Source organism: Nonomuraea monospora (genome assembly GCF_039531895.1).
Classification (GTDB): Bacteria; Actinomycetota; Actinomycetes; order Streptosporangiales; family Streptosporangiaceae; genus Nonomuraea; species Nonomuraea monospora.
In genome coordinates, this window is the sequence record NZ_BAAAQX010000013.1 from 96,098 (window position 1) to 116,177 (window position 20,080).

Sequence of the window (20,080 nt, forward strand, 5' to 3'; positions counted from 1 at the left end):
GGCTGCCTCAGTCGGGCTGGCGCCAGTACGCGGCCGACGCGCTGCCGTGCTTGACCACCTGCGGCAACGACTCCTCAGCCGGCCAGATCTGCAACAGGTAGTGATCGACGGGCCCGCCCGACAGATCCACGCCATCGACGGCGTCATCCATCCCCCGTGCGTGGTACCGCAGCCGGTACCACCCGGGCCCGGCAGGCAGCGCGGGCAGCGCGTGAGCCGTCCCGCCCCACTCGTGCAGCTGGAACTGCCCGGACTCGGACGAGATGCTGATCTCCACCACGTCCTCGAAACCCTCGACGTCCGCCCCGGGGTCACGACCGGCCACGACCACGGTGAAGTCGACCGTCCCGGTGTGCAGGCCGGTGATGAGGAACGCGTCCCCGCCCTCGACGCGGACGATGCCGACAGGGTGGGCAGGGTGGTCGTCGGGGATGCCCTCGGGGCCCTCGGCGTCGTCGGTGCAGTCGATCAGGTACGCCTGCCGGTAGCTGACGTGGAGGTCGATGTGCACGGTGTCCGGTAACCCGCTCGATTCGCTCATGGACGCCGAGCGTAGAGCCGATGACCGACATTCCTTGAAAGTTTCACCTCGTGCCACCGACCACGAAGCTCCACACGCTGGCGCTTCCCGCACGCCCGCCAAGCCGGAGCAGCACTCACCTTTGGGGTTAGTTTGTCGACACGACTAACAATTAACAAATGAGAATACGCATGGCAACGCTGGCCGCCATCCTCGTGGCAGCCGCCACCGTCCTCACCGCCACCACCGCCCGAGCCGCGACCGGCTGCCAGGTCACCTACACCGTCCCCAACCAGTGGTCCGGCGGCTTCTCCGCGAACGTCGTCATCAAGAACCTCGGCGACCCCCTCACCGGCTGGACCCTCGGCTGGTCGTTCACCGCCGGCCAGCAGATCACGTCCGGCTGGAAGGCCACCTTCACCCAGAACGGCGGCCAGGTGAGCGCCGCCGACGCCGGCTGGAACGCCGCCCTCGGCACGAACGCCACCACCGACCTCGGCTTCAACGCCACCTGGAACAACTCCACGAACCCCGCCCCCGCCACGTTCACCCTGAACGGCGTGACCTGCACCGGCGGCACCACCCCCGGCGAGCCGACCCCCACGCCCACGGTCACCCCGCCACAGGGCCAGCTCTGCAACGCCTTCGACTCGGTGACGATGGGCAAGTACTGGATCAACAACAACCTGTGGGGCCAGGACTCCGGCACCGGCACGCAGTGCGTCTGGGCGGGCTCCACCAGCGGCAGCACCATCTCGTGGGGCACGAGCTGGAACTGGTCGGGCCAGTCGAACCAGGTCAAGTCGTACGCCAGCTCGGTCCTCGGCTGGCACTGGGGCTGGAAGCTGTCGAACACGGGCCTGCCGACCCAGGTCTCGGCGAACCGCAACGTGAGCACCACGTGGAACTACAACGTCTCCACCACCGGCACCATGAACGTCGCCTACGACCTGTGGCTGCACACGATCGCCAACCCCACCTGGGAGAACAACCCCACCGACGAGGTGATGATCTGGACGTACCGGACCGGCGGCGCGGGCCCGGTGGGCACCAGGCAGGCCACCGTCACCCTGGGCGGCACGAACTGGGACCTCTACCGGGGCAACATCGGCTGGGAGGTCTACTCGTTCGTCCGGACCGGCAACACCAGCAGCGTCAACCTCAACCTGCGCGACTTCCTCAACCACCTGGTGAGCCGGGGGTGGCTGGCGAGTTCGAAGTACCTGACGAGCGTCCAGGCCGGCACCGAGGTGTTCATCGGCCAGGGCCGCCTGGACACCACCGCCTACTCCGTCAACGTCAGTTGATCAGGCGGCGGTGAACACCAGCGACGTGTTGTGCCCGCCGAACCCGAAGGAGTTGACCATCGCCGCCCCCAACCGCCCGTGACGCGGCTTCCCGGAGACGAGGTCGAGCCCGATCTCGGGGTCTGGCGCGTCCAGGTTCCGCGTCGCGGGCACGACCTCGTCCCGCAGCGCGAGGACCGTGGCCACGGCCCCCAGCGCTCCCGACGCGCCGCACAGATGCCCGGTCATCGACTTGATCGCGGTGACGGCGGCGTGGGTGCCCACCGCGCGGCTGATCGAGGTGGCCTCGGCGAGGTCGCCGGGCGGGGTGGAGGTGGCGTGCGCGCTGACGTGCCGCACGTCCCCGGCTCCCAGCCCGGCCGACTCCATCGCCAGCCGCATCGCGCGGGCCTGCCCTTCGGGAAGGCCCGCGGTGATGTGGTACGCGTCGGACGTGATGCCCGCCCCCGCCAGCATCGCGTACGCCCGAGCGCCCCGCGCCGCGGCGAACCCGGCCCGCTCCAGGATCACCATGGCCGCCCCCTCGGCGAGCACGAAGCCGTCCCTGCCGCTGTCGAAGGGCCGCGAAGCCTGCTCCGGCGCGTCGTTGCGCCTGGACATCGCCTTGGCCTGCGCGAACCCGGCGATCGTCAGCGGATGCAGGCAGGCTTCCGCGCCGCCCGCGATCACCACGTCCGCCCGTCCGAGCCGGATCAGGTCCAGGCCCATCGCGATCGCCTCGGCCCCCGAGGCGCAGGCGCTGACCGGCGTGTACGCGCCGCCGCGCGCCCCGAACTCGATGCTGACCACCGCCGCGGGGCCGTTGGGCATGAGCATGGGCACCGTGTACGGCGACACCTTGCGCGCGCCCGAAGCCTCCAGGACGTCGTCCTGGCCCAGCGTGGTCAGCACGCCGCCGACCCCCGTGCCGATCACCACGGCCAGCCGTTCGGGCTCCACCTCGGGGGCGGCGGCGTCCTGCCACGCCTCCCGTACGGCGACGAGCGCGGCCTGCTGGCAGCGGTCCAGCCGCCGGGCCGTCACCCGGCCCAGCACCTCGCCGGGGTCCGTACGCATCCGCCCGCCCATCCGCACCGGCAGGTCCCGCGCCCAGTCGTCCTCCAGGGCGGTGATCCCGGAACGGCCCTCCAGCAGGGCCGCCCAGGTCTGACTCACGTCTCCGCCCAGGGGCGTGGTGGCGCCGAGCCCGGTGACCGTCACGTGCTGCATCCGCATCTCCCTTGATCGCTGCTTCGAACGATGCCAGGGCTTCGCCATGCAGCCAGATGTCGCGGACGACCCAAAATGTCGGACCGATTTTGTCGGCTGCAACGAGTGGACGCTGTCCATGCCAGCGGAGAGCCAGGCCGGCGTCAGCTCACGAGGAAGTGACCGGCACGAACCCCGAGCCCGCCTTGTAGTTCGGCGACTGATGCCGGAAGTAGGTGTTGTAAACCTGGCAGTACCGCCCGCCGGCGGCCAGCAACGTCCCGTGATCCCCCTCCTCCACGATCCGCCCGTGATCCAGCACGATGATGCGATCCACGTGCTCGATCGTGGACAGCCGGTGCGCGATGACGATCGACGTCCGCCCGGCCAGCACCACGTCCAGCCCCTCCTGGATCTGCGCCTCGGTCAGCGGATCGACGCTGGCCGTGGCCTCGTCCAGCACCACGATCGCCGGGTCCTGCACGAGCAGCCGGGCCAGCGCGACGAGCTGCCGCTGCCCCATCGACAGCGCCCGCCCGTGCTCGCCGACGTCCGTCTCCAGCCCGTTCGGCAGCGCCTCGATCCAGTCGCCGCCGCCCACCGCCGACGCGGCGGCCAGCACCTCCTCGTCGGTGGCCTCGGGCCGCGGGTAGCGGATGTTGTCGGCGACCGTGCCGCTGAACAGGAACGGCGCCTGCGGCACGGCCCCGATCTGCTTGCGGAAGCTGCCCAGCTCCAGGGTGCGGATGTCGCGGCCGTCGATGAGCAGCCGCCCGTCCTGGAACTCGTAGAAGCGGGTGATCAGCTTGCTGAGCGTGGACTTGCCGGCGCCGGTGTGGCCCACCAGCGCCACGGTCTCGCCCGCCTCGATGACGAGGTCGAAGCCGTTGAGCACGGGGTGCGCGGGATCGTACCCGAAGGTCACGCCCTCGAACTCGATGCGCCCGGCCAGCCGCCCGGCGGGCCGGGAGTCGGTCTGCACGACCCGCGGCGGCGCGTCGATCAGCGCGAAGACCCGCTCGGACGCCGACAGCCCCTGCTGGAACTGCGACCAGAACGCGGCGATGGACGTCAGCGGGAACCAGAAGAGCGACACGCCTTGCAGGAACAGGTACCAGTCGCCGGCCGACAGCCCGCCCGCGACGACCGACGCGCCGCCGAGCCGCACGAGCGCGACCGTGGCGAGCCCGGCCACCAGGAAGAGCACCGGGAAGATGGCGGAGAAGACGAACCCCTGCCGCAGCGTCACCTGGTAGCTCTGCCGGTTGATGGGCCGGAACTCGTCGTAGACCTGCTGCTCCTGCCGGAAGTTCTTGGCCACGGCGATGCCGCCCATGGTCTCCTGGAGGTTGGCGTTCACCCGGCTCAGCGACCGCTGCGCCCGCCGCGTGCTGACCCTGGCCAGCCGTCTGAACAGCAACGCCAGCCCCATCACGACGGGCACCACCAGCAGCGTCAGCAGGGCCAGCTCGACGCTGCGCACGAACAGCAGCACCGTGACGAAGCCGACCATGAGCACCTGGCTGATCAGGTCCATGGTGAGGGTGGAGACGGTGGCGAAGTCGTCGGTGTCGGACGTCACCCGGCTGACGATCTTGCCGGACGGCGTCTCGTCGTAGAAGGACAGGTCGCGCTTGAGCACGGCGTCGAAGGCGTCCTCGCGCAGGCTCAGCACCACGTCGCCGGTCACCTTCGCGCTGTTCTTCTGCCGGACGTAGTTGAAGCCCCACGACAGCACCCCGGTGCCCAGGACGCCCGCGATCAGCAGCCATCCCACGTCGCCGATCGTGCCGTCGGCGATCGCGTCGACGGCCAGGCTGCCCAGCGTGGGGATGGCCGCCTGGGCCGCCGAGCCCAGCACGATCATCACGGCGACCAGGATCATGGCGCCCAGCTTGGGCCGGAAGTACGACAGGATCCGGCGCAGCAGATCGCGGTCGTTGTAGGTGCGGTCGTAGTCTTCCGCGTCGAGGCCGTCCATGAGGAAGCCCATCAGCGCGTCCCTCCCTGCTCGCCGGCCAGGACCGGCCCGTCGTCGCGTAGGTCGGCCTCGTCGTAGTGGGCGAAGACGCGCCGGTAGAGGCGGCTGCGCCCGATCAGCTCGTCGTGGGTGCCGAAGTCGACCACCTGGCCGCGGCGCAGCAGCAGCACCTTGTCGGCCCAGCGGATCTGCGAGAGCCGGTGGGTGATGAGCAGGGTGGTGCGCCCGTCGAGGATGCGGCCGATGGCCTGCTGGATCTTGTCCTCGGTGGCGGAGTCGATGGCGCTGGTGGAGTCGTCGAGGACGAGGATCGCCGGGTCGGTCAGCAGCGCCCGCGCGATCGCCAGCCGCTGCCGCTGCCCGCCGGACAGCGTCACGCCGCGCTCGCCGATCACGGTGTCGTAGCCGTCGTCCAGCTCCTCCACGAACTCCGCGGCCTGCGCGTCGCGCGCCGCCGCCACCACCGCCTCGCGGTCGGCCCGCTGGCCCTTGCTGAAGGCGATGTTCTCGGCCACGGAGCGGGAGAAGAGCACGATGTCCTGCTCGATGGTGGAGATCTGGGAGCGCAGCGAGTCGAGGTCCCATTCGCGCACGTCCACGCCGTCCACCAGGATCCGCCCCGACGTGACGTCGTAGATGCGCGGCACCAGCTTGGTCAGCGTGCTCTTGCCCGACCCGGTCTCGCCGACGACGGCCACCGTCTCCCCCGGCCGCACCGTGAACGTCACCCCGCGCAGCGCCGGCTCGCCGTCCTCCTCGTAGCCGAACGTGACGTCCTCGAAGACGATCTCGCCGCTGATCGGCGCGGCGTGCCCGTCGGGCCGCTGGTCGATCTCGCTCTCGGACGTGACCACGCCGAGGATCCGGCGCGCGGACACGATGCCGATCTGGATCAGCGAGAACGTGAAGATCGACATCTGCGTGGGGAACCCGAGCATGCCCATGAGCCCCATGAACGCGACCATCTCGCCGATCGTGATCGCCCCGATGCCCTGGAGGTAGAGGCCGTGCCACAGCGCCCCCGCCATGGCGAAGGCGAACAGCAGCGTCGGCAGGTAACGCGCCTGCACCAGCCCGTTGCGGACGAACGAGTCGCGGTAGCGCCGCGCGTTCGCCCGGAACCGCAGCCGCTCCTGCTCCTCCTGCGCGGTCACCTTGATCACCTCGATGCCCCGCACCGCCTGGTTGAGCCCCGCATTGAGGTCGCCGAACTCCTCCCGCATCCGGGTCGAGACCGGGTTGAGCTGCCGCATGTAGTGCCACAGCGCGAACCCGAACACCACCGCGAACACCCCGGGGGCCAGCAGCAGCCGCGGATCGATGGCGGCGATGAAGAACAGCGGCACCAGCCCGGTCAGCCCCGAGTCCACGATCAGGTCGGCGCCCGGCGTGATCATGATGGAGAGCTGCCGGATGTCGTTCGCCGCCCGCGCCATCAGGTCGCCGACCCGCTGCCGGTTGTGGAACGTCTGGCTCTTGCCGAGCAGGCTCACGTACAGCTCGTCGCGCGCGTCCCGCTCCAGCCGCTTGGCCAGCACCTCGCTCGACAGCCGCGCCCACAGGTCGAACAGCCCGCGCGCCAGCACCACGGCCAGCAACGCCCACGCGATCGACCCCAGCGCGTCCATCGGCTCGCCGCGCACGCCCAGCACGGCGTCGAACGCGTCACCCGTGAACTGCGGCACCAGGGCGTTGAGCACCACCATGACGAGCGACCCGCCGAGGAACCCGAGCAGGTGCAGCGGATGGCGGCGCAGATGCGACCAGAGCCAGCGCACCGGGCCGCGCCGGTTGTAGCGCGGCCCGGAGACGGAGAACTCCGAGCCACTGGTGATCGACATGCCTGACGCCTCTCGGCTAGGTGGAACCTGCTTTGTACCACCGGGCACCGACAGTTCTCGAACCCTTTAACGCGCCGGCGTAGCGTAGCCGCATGGAACGCATGAGTGATGAGGAATGGCGGGCGTTCGTCCTGACCGGCACCCGCACGGGCAAGCTCGGGGTGACGCTGTCCGACGGCGCGCCGCACGTGACGCCGATCTGGTTCCTGCTGGACGGGGACGACGTCGTCTTCAACACCTCTGAGACCGGGCTCAAGGCCAAGGCGCTGCGCCGCGACCCGCGGGCCGTGTTGTGCGTGGACGATCAGACGCCGCCGTTCTCGTACGTGCTGCTCAAGGGGCGTGCGGCCATCTCGCTGGACCTGGAGGAGATGCTGGCGTGGGCCGTCGAGATCGGCAGGCGGTACATGGGGGACGATCGCGCCCAGGAGTTCGGCACCCGCAACGCCGTACCGGGTGAGTGTCTTGTGCGGCTACGTATCGACAAGGTGATCGCCCACCGCGCCATCGCGAGCTGACCGCCACTCACCCGAGGACGAGAGGCAGCCTCCCTGCCAACGCGCCGAACTTCGCCCGCTCCTCGCCGGTCGCGGCCCGCCGTCCCGTGCCGACCAGCAGCGCGTCCGCGTCGGAGAACGCCTCGGGGAACCTCGCTCCGGCCAGTTCCTCCAGCATCGCGCGGGACCTGGACAGCGCCTCATCGGACGGCCCGCCGACGTCAGGAAGGTGGGCGATCAGGTCGAGGTGGTGCAGAGTCCACTCCAGGACGTACGCGGACAGGTAGTCGCCCACCGTGAGCACCTGGTCCTTGGTCCCCACCCTGGCGGCCGGATCGGCCAGCACGGCGGCCCGCCCGGCGGCGGCCCCGACGTCGTCCAGGTGGAACTTGAGCAGCCTCGGCTCCTGGTAGGCGGCGGCGAGGCGGACGATCAGCGCGTCGAGCGGGTCGTCGCCGGTCGGCGGCTCGTCGAGCAGGTCCCAGTACGTGACCGCGTTCCTGGTCGGCGGCCCGTCCTCGGGGGTGGCGAGGGTGATCAGGACGTCCTGGGCGTCGATGACCAGGTGACAGGCGAGGTCCCGGACGAGCCAGCCCGCGCACCCGGACGGCCGTTCGAAAGCCTCGTCGGGAAGCTCGGCGACCGCCGTGCGCAACGCGGCCCACGACTGCGAGAAGAGATCCACCGCGGCACGCTAACAGACTGTCAGACCGTGCCGATCTCCTCCGGACAATGCTCAGCCGCCATGTAGACACCATGCTCTTCGACTCATGCTCCATACCGGCGTTTACCTGAAACGCCGCAGACCGAGCGCGGCGGCAAGCCAGGCGAACGGGATCGCCGGCAACACGTACCGATGGTCGAAGTCCAGCGCGGCCACCGGCGCGACCAGCAGGAACACCGCGAACGACCACGGCAGCAGCGCCGTCCTGCGTCCCCGCCGCAGCGCCCCCACCCCGCCCGCCACCAGCGCCACCCCGAACAGGGGCCCGTGCAGCAGCCACGGATACGGGTAGGCGGCCAGCACTGACGCGAACGGCTCGACCGACCGCATCCCGCGGATGTCGGGGTCGTACTCGCCGCGTACCTTGCCGATGAGGGCGTGCTGCTCGGGCAGCGGCCAGGAGCCGCGCGGGAAGGTGGTGTGCGCGCTGACCCGCCTGGGGTGGGCGACGGGCTGCCAGGTGAAGGCGAGCGAGGTGTCCCGGACGACCTCGCGCAGGTAGTCGAACGGCTGGGCGGTGATCGCGGCGACGGCGAACGACCTGGCCTGGTCGTTGTGGGTGAACCGGTCGCCGGGCAGGAGGTTGAGGGAGGAGCCGGGGGCCCAGACGTACTCGGAGGCGGCGTCGAGGACGGTGCCGTTGGGGCAGAGCGGGGCCAGGTCGGGCGGCGGCTGGATGCGCGTGCAGTCGGCGAAGGTCATGGTGCGGGCCCACAGCGCGACGCCGTCGGAGCCGCTGAGGGCGAACCTGCCGTGGTGCTGGGCGTACCAACCGGCGTAGGCCAGCAGCGGCAGGCCGCCTGCCAGCACGAACGCCATGATCGCCCGCCAGGACGTGCGGCGTGCCAGCAAGTAGAGCACGGCCAGGCCGAGCAGGGGGACGGCGGCGGTGCGGGTCAGACCTGCCAGGGCGAGCAACAGCCCTGCTGCCGCAGCGGGGCGGATGGAGACCTGAGGCGTCCGGCTCACGACTGCCGTGAGCTGGGGAGTGCCCGGGTGCCACAGCAGCACCGTCAGCGCCGCCGTGACGAGGAAGATGACCTGGAGGTCCGACAGGACGGCGTGCTCCAGCCGCACGAACGACGGATCGAACAACACCGGCACCGTGGCCAGGGCCGCCGCCCACCCGGGCAACGACCAGCGCCGCGCGACCGCGTACAGCATGATCGCGACCCCGAGCCCCATCGCGTGCTGCACCCCCGCCACCACCTCCACGCTGCGGAAGGGACGCAGGAGCCACAGGAACCACGAGTACCCGGCGGGGTGAAAGGCGCCCTGCGGCCTCAGGTGGACGGCCGTGTCGAGGTAGGTGAAGGAGTCGTACCAGTAGAGCTGCGCGGTGTCGTACCCCAGCATGACCAGCACGCGCAGTGCGGCGGCCAGGACGAGCAGGCACCCGAACACCCGGTGCCGGGAAAGACTGCGGCCCGTGAGGTCCGCGGGTATGCGGACTCCACGGGCCAGGGTGGTGGTCATGGATGATCCCCCGATGGAGAGGGCCGAGCGGGTCCCGGCCATCGGGGAGGTAGTTCAGCGAGCGGCGCATAACCCGGCCGTCACCGGAAGTGGTTATACGCGCGTTATGTCGGGGTGCCGCGTGCGGCCGGCAGGAGGTCAAGCGGCGTCGAGGGCAGCGGTGATCTTGCGGACCATCTCGGCGAGGGCCGGGCTGGGCTCGCCCTTGTGGGTGCTGACGACGGCTTCGACGGCGACGAGCACGGTGCGGCGGAAGTTGTCGGCCTCCACCGGGTCCTGCCGGTTGAGCAGGCTGCGGGTCGCCGTCAGGGCCGGGAGGACGACGTCGGCGAGCTCGGCGACGGACTTGCCGCGCAGGTTCACGCCCTTGGGCCACTCGGCGAGCACGTGCCCGACCAGGCCGGTCGCGGAGGCCAGGGCGATGGAGCCGTGGGTGGCGGCCCGGTGCGGGCGTCCGGCGGCGTCGGCGGCGGCCATCAGTGAGACCGAGCCCCAGGCGGCGGTGCGCAGAGTGATCTTGTCCTGGCGGGAGAGGGTGACAGACATGGCGGGTGACCTCCGTACAGGTGGCGAGGGGTATCTCAGGCGGTGAGGGACTGCGTGTCGCGGGTGACGGGCGCGCTCGCCTTGCGTCCGCGCAGCAGGAGCAGCGCGAGTACGGCGGCGGCGAGCACCCCGGCCACGGCCCCCAGGAAGGCGGACGACATGGCCGCGTCGTAGGCCTGACGGGCGACCGCGGCCAGGGACGGGTCGGTCACGGCGGCGGCCACCGAGCGGCGGGCCTCCTCGGAGGCGGTGGCCGGCATGGCCGAGGCGTAGCTGCTGGTGGCCAGGCTGCCCAGGATGGCCACGCCGAGCGCGGCGCCCGCCTGCTGGATGGTGTTGTTGAGCGCGGAGCCGACCCCGGCCTGTTCGGCGGGGATGGCGCCCATCAGGGAGACGACGGCCGACGGCATGGCCAGGCCGCTGCCTGCGCCGAGCACGGCCTGGGCGATGGCCAGCGTCGCGAAGCTGTCGGCGGAGGAGAAGCTGAGCAGCCCGAACCCGGCCGCCATGACGAGCAAGCCGAGCACCGCGGTGGTGCGGTTGCCGAGCCTGGTGCCCAGCGCGGCGCCGACGCCGTTGAAGACGATGGAGGCGGCGAACATCGGGATGAAGGCCAGACCGGCCTGGACGGAGGTGTAGCCGAGGACGAACTGCATGTACTGGGTGAGCACCAGCAGCAGGCCGCCGTTGCCGACCTGGACCAGCGTGAGCGAGAGGCTGCCGCCGGCGAAGTTCCGATCGGCGAACAGCTTGAGCGGCACCATCGGGTGCTCGGTGCGCAGCTCCCAGACGATGAACGCGCCGAGGGCGACGACCGCGATGATCAGCGGGGTCCAGGCGACGCCGTGTGCGAGCTCGTTGATCGTCCACACCAGCGCGGACATCCCGACCACGGACAGGACCGCGCCGAGCGGGTCGGGCCTGGTCACCGGCCCCCTGGACTCGGGCATGAGGGTCACGGCGGCCAGGATCGCCAGGGCGGCGACCGGGACGTTGATCCAGAAGACCGCCTCCCAGCCGAGGGTGGCGATCAGCGCGCCGCCGAGGACGGGCCCGCCGACCAGGCCGAGCACGCTGAAGGCGGCTCCGGCGGCCATGGCCTTGCGGCGTTCGGCCTCGTCCGTGAAGACCGTCATCATGATGGACAGGTTGGACGGCATGATCAGCGACCCGCCGACGCCCATCGCCACGCGGGCGGCGATCAGCTCGCCGGGGTTCGTGGCGAACGTGGCGACCGCGGAGGAGGCGCCGAACAGCACCAGGCCGATGACCATGACCTTGCGCCTGCCGAATCGGTCGGACAGGGAGCCGGCGGTGAGCAGCAGGCCGGCGAAGACCAGCATGTAGGACTCGAGGACCCACTGGATGTCCTGCGAGGTGGCGCCCAGGTCGGCGGCCAGGGCGGGGACCGCCACGGTGAGCGCCATGTTGTCGATGACCAGGACCATCGTGCTCAGGCACAGGGCGATCAGGATCAGCCAGCGGCGGGGGTGCGGTTGCATGTCTCTTCAGCTTCCGTTTCGTGTGTGCGGAGGGCGATCGGGCTTCGCTGGACTTGCTTGAGGCCAGGCCCGCCCGAGGGGATGTCCCCCTCGGGCGCGGCTCCGCGTCAGTCCTCGATGGCCTGGTAGACGGTCGTCCAGAAGTCGGCCATCACGTGGGCCGGGCTGGGGACGGTGTAGCCGACCTGGGTGAGCAGGACGCCGACGATCTGGTTGGCGGGGTCGGCGTAGGTGGAGGTGCCGCTGCCGCCGTCCCAGCCGAACTGGCCGATGGGGGCGTAGTCGTTGTGGTGGGTGCGGACCGCCATCCCCAGGCCCCAGCCGCCCTGCTGGCCCTGGCCGAAGGAGATGTGCACGGCGCTGGTGGCCAGCGCGTGCCGGACGGCCTGCTGCTCGGGGGTGAGGCGGTTGGTGGTCATCAGCTCCACCGCGGCCCTGGACAGGATCCGCCTGCCGTCGTGCACGCCGCCGTTGAGCAGCATCCGGAAGTAGGCGTGGTAGTCGTCGGCCGTGGACACCAGCCCGCCGCCGCCACCCTGGAACGCGGGCGGGGCGCTCCACCTGCCGCCCTCGGCCTCGTCCCAGACCTGGAACTCGCCGGTGGCGGGGTCGGGGGCGTACAGGGGGGGCAGCCTGTCGATCTTGTCGGCGGGGACGTGGAAGCCGGTGTCCTTCATGCCCAGGGGCTCGAAGATGCGCTCGCTCAGGAACTCCTCGAACGTCTTACCGGTCACCCTGGACACCAGCACGCCGACCAGGTCGCTGCTGATCTGGTACTGCCACTGCTCGCCGGGCTGGTGCATCAGCGGCAGCTCGCCGAGGCGGCGCATCCACTCGTCCTGCTCGGGCACCTCGACCGGCAGGTTCGGCGTCAGGCCCCGCTCGAAGATGGCGCCCAGGATGGGGGTGCCCAGCGCGGTCATGTCCATGCCGAGGCCGAAGGTGGAGGTCAGCACGTCCCTGACCGTGATCGGGCGGCGGGCCGGCACCGTGTCGTCCAGGTCGGCGCCGGGGCTCGTCAGGACCTGGCGGTTGGCCAGCTCGGGCAGCCACGGGTCCACCACGTCGTCCAGCCGCAGCCGGCACTCGTCCAGCAGCACCATCGCCGCCGCGATGGACAGCGGCTTGGAGGTGGAGGCCATCCGGAAGATGGTGTCCCGCTGCATCGGGGCGCCGCCGTCATGCTGCATCGTGCCGAGCGTCTCTACGTGGGTCTGGCCGTTGCGGCTGACCAGCGCCACCAGGCCGGGGATCTTACCGGAGTCGACGTGCCTGGTCAGAACCTCGCGCAGCCTGCGCAGTCCCGTTACAGAAAAGCCGGTGGTCATCAGGATCTCCCTCAGATTGTTGTGTCTCGGTGTGAGCCGGTTCGTCGTGCCGAGCCGGTCACGAGAAGAACTTTCGCCGAGCGTCCTGATACGGGGCCGTCATCGGCCTGACGCGGTGACTGACAGCTGACAGTGCTTGCTCTCAGGCGGCGTCAAGGGCTTCCGAGATCTTCATGAGGGTGGGTCATGGACGCGCGGTCACGGCGGGCAGCGCCTGGTCGGCGGTGGTCTTGCTGTACTGCAAGCGCTTGGACGGCTCGGACGCGCCCGCTTCGACGACCTGCCGCCGCTCTCAGGAGCAGAGCAGCAACATGGACCCGGCCTGGCCGCGGAGATCTGGCGTCTCGTCACCCCTGGCCATGTCTGCCTGCTTCCCGCACCCGGCAGACACCCTCACAGCTTCTCGCGCAACCCCAGATACTCCAGCCCCGCATCCGTGATCTTGACGTACCGCGTCAGGTCGAACTCCTCACCCGGCCGCCCATGATCCTCGCGAATCGCATTGAGCCCCCGCTGCGAATCGAGCGGCTCCAAGAACCCCAGAGCGTCGAGCCGCTCCAGCTCCTGCTGCAGCTTCCCGTCCTCCCGATGCCGAACCAGCACCGACTTCTCTTCAGACAGCCGCCGCAGATGGTTCCACTCGTGCTTGGTCACCAGCCCGCCCAGCGTCACCTGCAGCGCCCGCAACTCACCCTCCAGTACGCGCTGCTTCGCCTCGGCCCTCTCCAACCGGGCGCTGAACCCCTCAGCGCCGATCGACACATCCGTGATGAAGTACGGCGACGCCGCGAACCACACCCCAGCCAGCAGAGCCGCGGCCAACGCCACCTCATGCACCTCAAGCCGGTGAGTCACCAGGCCGAGAGGGATGGCCACGATGTAGGCCAGGTAGAGGATCGTCAGCAGAACCGCGAGGATCGTGCCGATGCGCCGCGTCTCCATACCCGGGAGTGTGTATCCCCGGCGCCGCCTAGGGAAGCCGGCGCCTCGCCCGTCCGGCTTGCCTCGTCACCCGGCCCGGAGTCATGCCCACCAGCTCAGGCGTCACGCTCGGCCGGAAGGAAGATCGTCTGCTGGTTGTCGCGAGCGGCCCGAGCAGCCGGGATGCGGGCTGCGGTCGTGGCGGGCAGCTTGGTGGCCGCCTCCTCCCAGCCCCAGAACCGGGCATCGTCGAGCTCGTCGGTCTGCAACCGGATGCGGGAGGGATCGGCGATGGTGCCGCCGTCGAAGATGAAGTTCATCATCGGCCGCACCCGCTCACCCATCGGAGGAATCCAGTCGACCACGAGCAGCGGGCCGGAGGGGATCTCCAGGCCGAGCTCCTCGCCGATCTCACGCACGGCACACACGTGGGGCGGCTCTCCGTCGTCCACTATGCCGCCGGGCACTCCCCAGTGGGGGCGGTAGTTGGGTTTGACCAGGAGGACGCGGTCGGCTTCGTCGGTGAGCAGCATGCACGCCGACAGGTGAACCGTGGGCAGGGTGGCGTACCACTCGGCGGGCGGCAGAAAGGTCTGACTCACTTCATCCACGCTACCCCGCCGCCCCTGCCGCCACCTGCTTATCCGACCCGCTCGGTGCGGCAGTCGATCAGGAGCGAGGCGCTCACCTCGGCTTCGGGCCGGTGCGGGGTGAGCACTCGACCGGCCAGGCCATGACGGCGCCGCACCCCGCACCCCAGCATGCGGCCGTGCTGCGGCACTCACGCTGCCAGGCAGATGCCAGGCGTCTGCCAGCCCTGATCCCCACGATGAGCGGCATGACGATCACATCAGACATCAGACTCGGCGTAGTGCGCAGCATCCAGTACGGCCTCATCGCCGAGCCCGACATCTTCGCCCCGCAAGCCCAATCTCTCGGCGCCGGTCTCATCCGCACGTTCTTCTACTGGTCGCAACTGGAGCCCGAGCCCGGCCACTACGACTGGAGCGCGGTGGACGCCGTCCTCGACCAGGCCGACGCCAACACCGAGCTGTGGTTCACCCTGGGCTCTTCCTCGACGTGGGGAACGACCAGAGCCACGGATCTCCTCCCGGCGTCGCCGCCGCACGACCCAGCCGCCTACGCCCGCCTGGTGCGGGCACTGGTGAAGCACTGCGGCGGACGCGTGCGGTACTGGCAATGCGAGAACGAGCCCTCCAACCCCCTGTTCTGGGCGGGCACGGCAGGCGAGTACGTCACACACCTGGCCGGATTCCACCAGGCAGTCAAGGCGACGGACCCGCAAGCCCTGGTGGTGCTCGGCGGCTGCCCACCCACCGCCTTCGCGGAACCAGGCGCAGAACAGGACTTCTTCCTGCAACTGATCCGCGACGGCGAGCACAGCTACGACATCTTCGACATCCACCTCTACGGCGACCCGTACCAGATCCCGTCGATCGTCGCCGAGGTCCGTTCGTTGACGGACAAGCCAGTGATCGTGGGCGAGTACAACGGACCACTGCTGGTCCAGTACCCCGAGGCGTTCGAGCACTTGGGCGAGGTACTCGCAGCAGGCGCCCTCACCCCATGGCACACGATGACCATCGAGGACTTCCGCACCGGTCTGTTCACCGCCGAGCCGGTACGGCAGGCCATGCGGCGGCTGTACAACCGGATGCCGGACCTGCCGCCCACCCTGCAGATGTTCATGACCGGCTGCCCGGCCGACCTGGAGGCCGAGCGGCACCGGCTCAACGCCGACGACATCATCGTCAGGAACGTCATCGCTCTGTCCTGCGGCATCCGGCGTACGGTGTGCTGGCAGCTCGGCCCGGACGCACTCCGCCCGGCCGACCCCTACGCCTGGCTCAACCTGCTGTTCTCGAAGTTCACACTCCTGGACTACGACGACCAGGGCCTGCTGACGGTGCGGCACCCCAGCGCGGACGCCTTCGCCGAACTCGCCGCCCAACTGAGCGGCGCGAAATCGGTCGTTCGCGTCGAGGTGCCCGGGCGGCCCGACGCCCACGTCTACGAGTTCGTCGGCACCGGCCGGCACGTGGGCTGGGTACACGGCTCCGAGCCACTGTCCTGGAGAGGCACCGACCTCGGCGCACGACCGGTCTTCATCGCTGAATAGCGGGCGCGGGCAGCTCAGCGCGACAGATCTGGCAAGTACGCGATCAACACGACGATGAGCCCCGCCATGTTCAGCCAGTAGGTTCCTGCATGAAGGTCGTACGGGTGACCGGTGCTCTCACCGAGACCGGCCACCTGCCATTGCTCAACCAGGACACCGACAGCGGGCGGTCGTGGTCGTTGCCCGGAGGAAAAGGGCGAGGCGCTCGGGGACGCTCTGATGCGGGAAGAGACCGGACTGCAGGTCCGGGTGGGCCGCCTGCTGTATATCTGTGATCACCTGCCCGTGAACGTCGTGCACCTGACCTTCAAGGTCACTCGCGTCTGCGGGGTCGTCGGAGACGTCACCGCCGGTGCCGACACCCGCCCGATCGACGAGGTCGAGTTCGTCAGGTTCTCTGAGCGCTTCACCCACCTGGCCCAGGCCGGCTTTCCCGAGGCCGGTTCCTACATGGGGCCCAAGACCACCATCGGGCTTTTGATCCACGCGGTGCGCACAGGTTGAGCACGGACAGCATGCGGCGGTTAGAACAACCAGCGGCCGAGTGCGTGAATCGCCTCGGGTTCGGTGGTCGACTTGACTCGACACAGGCCCCGTCTCATCCGGCGCGCCCGTCCAGAAGAAGATCCCAGAGAAGCTTCGCCTCAGCACATGGCAGCCGCGCCGTCTCGTGCCGCTCTTCTCCTCCCTCGGCCCGAACCACGCGTTGAATGAACATCAGCCCACCCGCCTGACAGAACTCGTAGATCACGGACATGCACTCACACGTGTGCTCGCGCACCCGCACACGCCGCGTCCGACCACTCGGCACCCGCCACCCGAGACGCTGATACCCATCCCGGAACGGCACCGGGTGAACACCATGCCACTCCTGGTCAGCCATGACGCACTTCGCCCTTCGTGCACACCGCAGAGTAGATCGTCCGAGACGGCCGCCCGCTCGACGCCCAACACCCTCCACAGCCCGCACTCAGTGGCGGAACTTCTTCCCACCACGCTGCGTCGGCTTCCGCACCTACGCCCTCGCACCACAGGTCCGCCCACACCACGCGCCCTTCCTCGCCGCCCGCGACTCCGACCCTTCCGGCAAGCGCGACCACGATGGCAAGCCCTCGACCACCTTCAGCCAGTTGTCCCCGACTGGCTGAGCGCAGCACAGGTTCATCCCAGCCACCTGCGTCCTTCACTGCGACCCTGGCCATGGCCTCTGCCGACCAGATTCCGACCGTAAAGACACCGCCCGCCGATCGGGTGTGCAGGATCGCGTTGTTGGATAGTTCGACCAGGCACAAGATCGCATCATCGCGAACCCGGGAGTCCTGGAGCAACGCGCCGGCAAGCCGTCGAACCTGCGCGACCTGTGCACACTCACCGGGGAAGTCGCCCCACCACGTCATCCCGTTCATCGTCCCGCCCTTCGTCACCAACGGCGGCGCCCACCGCCATTCGGATCGTCACGCTGAGCAACAGACTCGATACTGACATGCATCGTGCAAACTTGCATAGCGAAAAGCTGAATCATTCTGAGGTGCACGTTGCAGGTGTAACCTTCGGGACAGCCGATCGAGGTGGTGAGCATGAGCGGAAAGCGCGGGGTGACGCTCCGAGCCCAATGGCTCGGCAAGCATCTGCGAGAACTACGCGAACGCGCCGGCCTCACGCTCAAGGACGCCGGAGAATACCTCCAGCGCGACGGCTCCACGGTCAGCCGCTTCGAGGTCGGCCTGTACCCGGCCCGCACCCCTGACGTCCTCGCCCTCCTCGATCTGTACGGCGTCACAGCGCCCCAGGCACGCGAAGGCCTGGTCCGCCTCAGCCGGGACGTCTGGCAGAACGGCTGGTGGGACGACTACTCAGGCGATGTCTCCCTCGGCATCGTGGACTACGCCTGGCTGGAAGCCCGCGCCGAAAGCATCACGTCCTTCGACGCGCTGGTGATCCCCGGATTGCTCCAGACACGCGAGTACATGGAAGCCGTCATCCGCGCGGAGGACCCGGACGCAACCGACAAGCAGGTCAACCGCTGGGTCGAGTTCCGCCTCAGCAGACAGAAGATCCTGACCGACGACGGCCCCTGCTTCTCCACGATCCTGGACGAATGCGTGCTCCGCCGCCCGATGGGTGGGCCCGAGATCATGCGCGGGCAACTGGCCCGACTCATGCAGTACGCTGCCGCGCCCAACATCCAGCTCCGCGTACTTCCGCTCCAAGCAGGAGCCCATGCCAGCCCCGATGGCGCCTTCCGCATCTTCGAGTTGCCCGAGCCCTTTCCCGCCGTGGCGTACGTCCCGACCCCGGCCGGCGCGATCTACGTCGAAGGAGAAGCCGCCGACGGGCTTAAGCTGAAATATGACCGCATGCAACGCAATGCGCTCAGCACTGAAGACTCGCTAAGGCTGATCACCACAGCCGAGGAGAGTCTCGCCGACGCCTAGGGACGGAGCCGTTCGGTCATGACCACGCCTGAGATCGCCTGGCATATCAGCAGCTACAGCGCCGACGGCGGCGGTAACTGCGTCGAGGCCGGTCCGCTCCAGGACGGGTCCGGACGGGTAGCTGTTCGGCACAGCAAGCAGCGGGACACCGTGATCATCTACACCAAGGCCGAGTGGGAAGCGTTCCTGGCCGGGGTCCATGCGGGAGAGTTCGGCTTCTCCGACTGATAGCGAGACACCAGGCGAGCTGACGACATCCCTGCCTGCATGTACCTCTAGCGCAGCCCAAATGCGCTTCACCACATGGTCATGTGGAGTGCGAAGCGCCTCCCTCAGCAGTTCCATGGCGAGGTGCTTGTTGATGCACCTGGCGGGACGAAGACGGCTCGGGTCGCGTATCGCCGCGAACGGCGGGATGCCCAGAACGGCAAGGCGGAGCCGCTCCAGCAGGGCGGCGCAGCGGCGCCCCAGCTAGCGCTCCCATGGATCAGCGGCCACCCCCGGACCAGCGCTCAGCATCAACTACCGCTCCCTGCGAAGCAACTACATCCGCCGAGCCCTGACGGCTCCGCGTGCACCATTCGCCGCCAGGTGGCATGATCACGCCCGTGGCATATATCCGGACATTTGGCGAAATCCCCGGGCACCCCGAAGGTACGTCTTACGCGGATCGAGAAGAGCTCCGTCTCGCTGGGTTGCACGCACACAAGCAGAACGGAATCTCAGGCACGCCGGCAGAGGGCGCCGATGCGATCGTACTGAACGGCGGATACCCGGACGACCAGGATGATGGAGACATCATCATCTATACAGGACAAGGAGGGCAGGATTCGCGAGGGCGCCAGATCGCCGACCAGGAACTCACCAGCGGCAACGCCGGCCTTGTCAGAAGCCAGGCCGAGGGACTCCCTGTACGAGTTATCCGAGGGTACGAAGAGAAATCCGTTTACGCTCCCACTACGGGATATCGGTACGACGGTTTGTACCGCGTAGTGCGGCACTGGTTCAAGCCGCGTGATGACGGCTTTCGAGTGCTCCAGTTCCGAATGGAGAAGATCTCTACATCCGAGATCGTGAGAGACTTCGGCCAAGCAGACGAAGCTGACCAGCCGGAAGCGCAGTCCCTCACTCAGTCAGGTCCGGTGAGTCGCACAGAGCGAGCCATCCAGCAACTCAACCGCAGGGCAAGCGTGGTCAGGAATATCAAGAAGTGGCACGACAATGTCTGCCAAATCTGCCGCACAACAGTTGAGCTGCCTGGCGGCCCCGCTAGCGAGGTCGCCCACATCCAGGGACTAGGCGAGCCACACAACGGCCCAGACTGCGAAGAAAACGCTCTCTGCCTGTGCCCGAACGATCATCTACGATTTGATTATGGTGCGCTCTATCTCACCGATGATCTGAGAATTGTGGACGCGACGTCCCAGCAGATCATCGGCAAGCTCGCAACTCACCCGAAGCACTCCATCGGCATCCAGTATGTACGCCAGCATCGTAGCTACTGGGCCAAATAAACGCCTACATGGCGGGGCTTGACGCCGAAATGAACCCGTGGGCGCTGGGATCCAGCGCCATGTGGCTCAACACCAGCGACGGCAGCGCCTGAGATCGGCGGCTGGTTCGGCATTACGCCCGCGACACGACCACAGCAGGTTTATCCCGCTCGATCGGCTG

20 protein-coding genes are annotated in these 20,080 nt (G+C 68.9%); 7 read left to right on the forward strand and 13 right to left on the reverse strand.

What is annotated here, in order from left to right; translation table 11 throughout:
• Positions 1–7 precede the first annotated feature (7 nt).
• Positions 8–541: a hypothetical protein gene (locus ABD331_RS25455; protein ID WP_344479355.1), complete on the reverse strand. Its 534-nt coding sequence runs from the start codon at positions 539–541 to the stop codon at positions 8–10.
• A 170-nt stretch (positions 542–711) separates the two neighbouring features.
• Between ABD331_RS25455 and ABD331_RS25460 the strand changes: the two genes are divergently transcribed.
• A complete protein-coding gene (locus ABD331_RS25460; RefSeq protein WP_344479358.1) occupies positions 712–1,827 on the forward strand; it encodes a GH12 family glycosyl hydrolase domain-containing protein in 1,116 nt (371 codons plus the stop codon).
• Here ABD331_RS25460 and ABD331_RS25465 read toward each other — a convergent pair whose 3' ends face one another.
• The 3 genes from ABD331_RS25465 to ABD331_RS25475 all read right to left on the reverse strand — a co-directional run bounded on the left by ABD331_RS25465 (position 1,828) and on the right by ABD331_RS25475 (position 6,837).
• The gene (locus ABD331_RS25465; RefSeq protein ID WP_344479360.1) at positions 1,828–3,042 is read right to left on the reverse strand and encodes a beta-ketoacyl-[acyl-carrier-protein] synthase family protein; all 1,215 of its coding nucleotides are present in this window, start codon (positions 3,040–3,042) and stop codon (positions 1,828–1,830) included.
• A gap of 142 nt (positions 3,043–3,184) precedes the next feature.
• Positions 3,185–5,008, reverse strand: coding sequence for an ABC transporter ATP-binding protein (locus ABD331_RS25470; protein ID WP_344479362.1), 1,824 nt, complete (start codon positions 5,006–5,008; stop codon positions 3,185–3,187).
• On the reverse strand, positions 5,008–6,837 hold the full coding sequence (locus ABD331_RS25475; RefSeq protein ID WP_344479364.1) for an ABC transporter ATP-binding protein: 1,830 nt from the start codon (positions 6,835–6,837) through the stop codon (positions 5,008–5,010). Before ABD331_RS25475 ends, ABD331_RS25470 begins: the two co-directional genes overlap by 1 nt.
• Before the next feature lie 92 nt (positions 6,838–6,929).
• On the opposite strand from ABD331_RS25475, the gene ABD331_RS25480 reads away from it, so the two are divergent.
• A complete protein-coding gene (locus tag ABD331_RS25480) occupies positions 6,930–7,355 on the forward strand; it encodes a PPOX class F420-dependent oxidoreductase (protein WP_344479366.1) in 426 nt (141 codons plus the stop codon).
• Between the two features lie 7 nt (positions 7,356–7,362).
• Here the strand turns inward: ABD331_RS25480 and ABD331_RS25485 are convergent, their stop codons facing one another.
• From ABD331_RS25485 to ABD331_RS25515, 7 genes are all read right to left on the reverse strand, one after another.
• Positions 7,363–8,019, reverse strand: a complete 657-nt coding sequence (locus ABD331_RS25485) for a maleylpyruvate isomerase N-terminal domain-containing protein (RefSeq protein WP_344479368.1) — start codon at positions 8,017–8,019, stop codon at positions 7,363–7,365.
• 102 nt (positions 8,020–8,121) lie between these two features.
• Entirely contained in the window at positions 8,122–9,534 is a 1,413-nt protein-coding gene (locus tag ABD331_RS25490; protein ID WP_344479370.1) for a phospholipid carrier-dependent glycosyltransferase, read from the reverse strand.
• Positions 9,535–9,672: 138 nt separating this feature from the next.
• Positions 9,673–10,080, reverse strand: coding sequence for a hypothetical protein (locus ABD331_RS25495; protein ID WP_344479372.1), 408 nt, complete (start codon positions 10,078–10,080; stop codon positions 9,673–9,675).
• A gap of 35 nt (positions 10,081–10,115) precedes the next feature.
• Positions 10,116–11,582 carry an MFS transporter gene (locus tag ABD331_RS25500; RefSeq protein WP_344479374.1) on the reverse strand — a complete coding sequence of 489 codons (1,467 nt, stop codon included), beginning with the start codon at positions 11,580–11,582 and terminating at the stop codon, positions 10,116–10,118.
• A gap of 107 nt (positions 11,583–11,689) precedes the next feature.
• The gene (locus ABD331_RS25505) at positions 11,690–12,910 is read right to left on the reverse strand and encodes a serine hydrolase domain-containing protein (protein WP_344479376.1); all 1,221 of its coding nucleotides are present in this window, start codon (positions 12,908–12,910) and stop codon (positions 11,690–11,692) included.
• Positions 12,911–13,303: 393 nt separating this feature from the next.
• Positions 13,304–13,852 carry a hypothetical protein gene (locus tag ABD331_RS25510; protein ID WP_344479378.1) on the reverse strand — a complete coding sequence of 183 codons (549 nt, stop codon included), beginning with the start codon at positions 13,850–13,852 and terminating at the stop codon, positions 13,304–13,306.
• A gap of 95 nt (positions 13,853–13,947) precedes the next feature.
• Positions 13,948–14,433, reverse strand: a complete 486-nt coding sequence (locus ABD331_RS25515; RefSeq protein ID WP_344479380.1) for an NUDIX domain-containing protein — start codon at positions 14,431–14,433, stop codon at positions 13,948–13,950.
• Positions 14,434–14,669: 236 nt separating this feature from the next.
• On the opposite strand from ABD331_RS25515, the gene ABD331_RS25520 reads away from it, so the two are divergent.
• Together ABD331_RS25520 and ABD331_RS25525 are read left to right on the forward strand one after the other, a co-directional pair.
• Positions 14,670–15,971, forward strand: a complete 1,302-nt coding sequence (locus tag ABD331_RS25520; protein WP_344479382.1) for a hypothetical protein — start codon at positions 14,670–14,672, stop codon at positions 15,969–15,971.
• Positions 15,972–16,190: 219 nt separating this feature from the next.
• On the forward strand, positions 16,191–16,475 hold the full coding sequence (locus tag ABD331_RS25525) for an NUDIX hydrolase (RefSeq protein ID WP_344479384.1): 285 nt from the start codon (positions 16,191–16,193) through the stop codon (positions 16,473–16,475).
• Between the two features lie 94 nt (positions 16,476–16,569).
• Here ABD331_RS25525 and ABD331_RS25530 read toward each other — a convergent pair whose 3' ends face one another.
• Positions 16,570–16,728, reverse strand: coding sequence for a hypothetical protein (locus tag ABD331_RS25530; protein WP_344479386.1), 159 nt, complete (start codon positions 16,726–16,728; stop codon positions 16,570–16,572).
• A gap of 118 nt (positions 16,729–16,846) precedes the next feature.
• Positions 16,847–17,377 (reverse strand): ATP-binding protein, encoded by a 531-nt coding sequence (locus ABD331_RS61010; protein ID WP_425566041.1) that lies wholly within the window; start codon positions 17,375–17,377, stop codon positions 16,847–16,849.
• 171 nt (positions 17,378–17,548) lie between these two features.
• On the opposite strand from ABD331_RS61010, the gene ABD331_RS25535 reads away from it, so the two are divergent.
• From ABD331_RS25535 to ABD331_RS25545, 3 genes are all read left to right on the forward strand, one after another.
• A complete protein-coding gene (locus ABD331_RS25535; protein ID WP_344479388.1) occupies positions 17,549–18,406 on the forward strand; it encodes a helix-turn-helix domain-containing protein in 858 nt (285 codons plus the stop codon).
• An 18-nt stretch (positions 18,407–18,424) separates the two neighbouring features.
• Entirely contained in the window at positions 18,425–18,634 is a 210-nt protein-coding gene (locus ABD331_RS25540; RefSeq protein ID WP_344479390.1) for a DUF397 domain-containing protein, read from the forward strand.
• Between the two features lie 368 nt (positions 18,635–19,002).
• Positions 19,003–19,920, forward strand: a complete 918-nt coding sequence (locus ABD331_RS25545; RefSeq protein WP_344479392.1) for a YDG/SRA domain-containing protein — start codon at positions 19,003–19,005, stop codon at positions 19,918–19,920.
• The last annotated feature ends 160 nt before the right edge of the window (positions 19,921–20,080 follow it).

Excerpts from the sequence above, each read along its gene's own strand:
- ABD331_RS25505 (WP_344479376.1), bottom strand. The coding sequence starts at position 12,910 with ATGACCACCGGCTTTTCTGTAACGGGACTGCGCAGGCTGCGCGAGGTT.
- ABD331_RS61010 (WP_425566041.1), bottom strand. The coding sequence starts at position 17,377 with ATGAACGGGATGACGTGGTGGGGCGACTTCCCCGGTGAGTGTGCACAG.
- ABD331_RS25530 (WP_344479386.1), bottom strand. The coding sequence starts at position 16,728 with ATGTCCGTGATCTACGAGTTCTGTCAGGCGGGTGGGCTGATGTTCATT.
- ABD331_RS25495 (WP_344479372.1), bottom strand. The coding sequence starts at position 10,080 with ATGTCTGTCACCCTCTCCCGCCAGGACAAGATCACTCTGCGCACCGCC.
- ABD331_RS25510 (WP_344479378.1), bottom strand. The coding sequence starts at position 13,852 with ATGGAGACGCGGCGCATCGGCACGATCCTCGCGGTTCTGCTGACGATC.
- ABD331_RS25520 (WP_344479382.1), top strand. The coding sequence starts at position 14,670 with ATGACGATCACATCAGACATCAGACTCGGCGTAGTGCGCAGCATCCAG.
- ABD331_RS25465 (WP_344479360.1), bottom strand. The coding sequence starts at position 3,042 with ATGCGGATGCAGCACGTGACGGTCACCGGGCTCGGCGCCACCACGCCC.
- ABD331_RS25540 (WP_344479390.1), top strand. The coding sequence starts at position 18,425 with ATGACCACGCCTGAGATCGCCTGGCATATCAGCAGCTACAGCGCCGAC.
- ABD331_RS25470 (WP_344479362.1), bottom strand. The coding sequence starts at position 5,008 with ATGGGCTTCCTCATGGACGGCCTCGACGCGGAAGACTACGACCGCACC.
- ABD331_RS25525 (WP_344479384.1), top strand. The coding sequence starts at position 16,191 with ATGCGGGAAGAGACCGGACTGCAGGTCCGGGTGGGCCGCCTGCTGTAT.
- ABD331_RS25490 (WP_344479370.1), bottom strand. The coding sequence starts at position 9,534 with ATGACCACCACCCTGGCCCGTGGAGTCCGCATACCCGCGGACCTCACG.
- ABD331_RS25480 (WP_344479366.1), top strand. The coding sequence starts at position 6,930 with ATGGAACGCATGAGTGATGAGGAATGGCGGGCGTTCGTCCTGACCGGC.
- ABD331_RS25500 (WP_344479374.1), bottom strand. The coding sequence starts at position 11,582 with ATGCAACCGCACCCCCGCCGCTGGCTGATCCTGATCGCCCTGTGCCTG.
- ABD331_RS25460 (WP_344479358.1), top strand. The coding sequence starts at position 712 with ATGGCAACGCTGGCCGCCATCCTCGTGGCAGCCGCCACCGTCCTCACC.
- ABD331_RS25455 (WP_344479355.1), bottom strand. The coding sequence starts at position 541 with ATGAGCGAATCGAGCGGGTTACCGGACACCGTGCACATCGACCTCCAC.
- ABD331_RS25475 (WP_344479364.1), bottom strand. The coding sequence starts at position 6,837 with ATGTCGATCACCAGTGGCTCGGAGTTCTCCGTCTCCGGGCCGCGCTAC.
- ABD331_RS25545 (WP_344479392.1), top strand. The coding sequence starts at position 19,003 with ATGATCACGCCCGTGGCATATATCCGGACATTTGGCGAAATCCCCGGG.
- ABD331_RS25535 (WP_344479388.1), top strand. The coding sequence starts at position 17,549 with ATGAGCGGAAAGCGCGGGGTGACGCTCCGAGCCCAATGGCTCGGCAAG.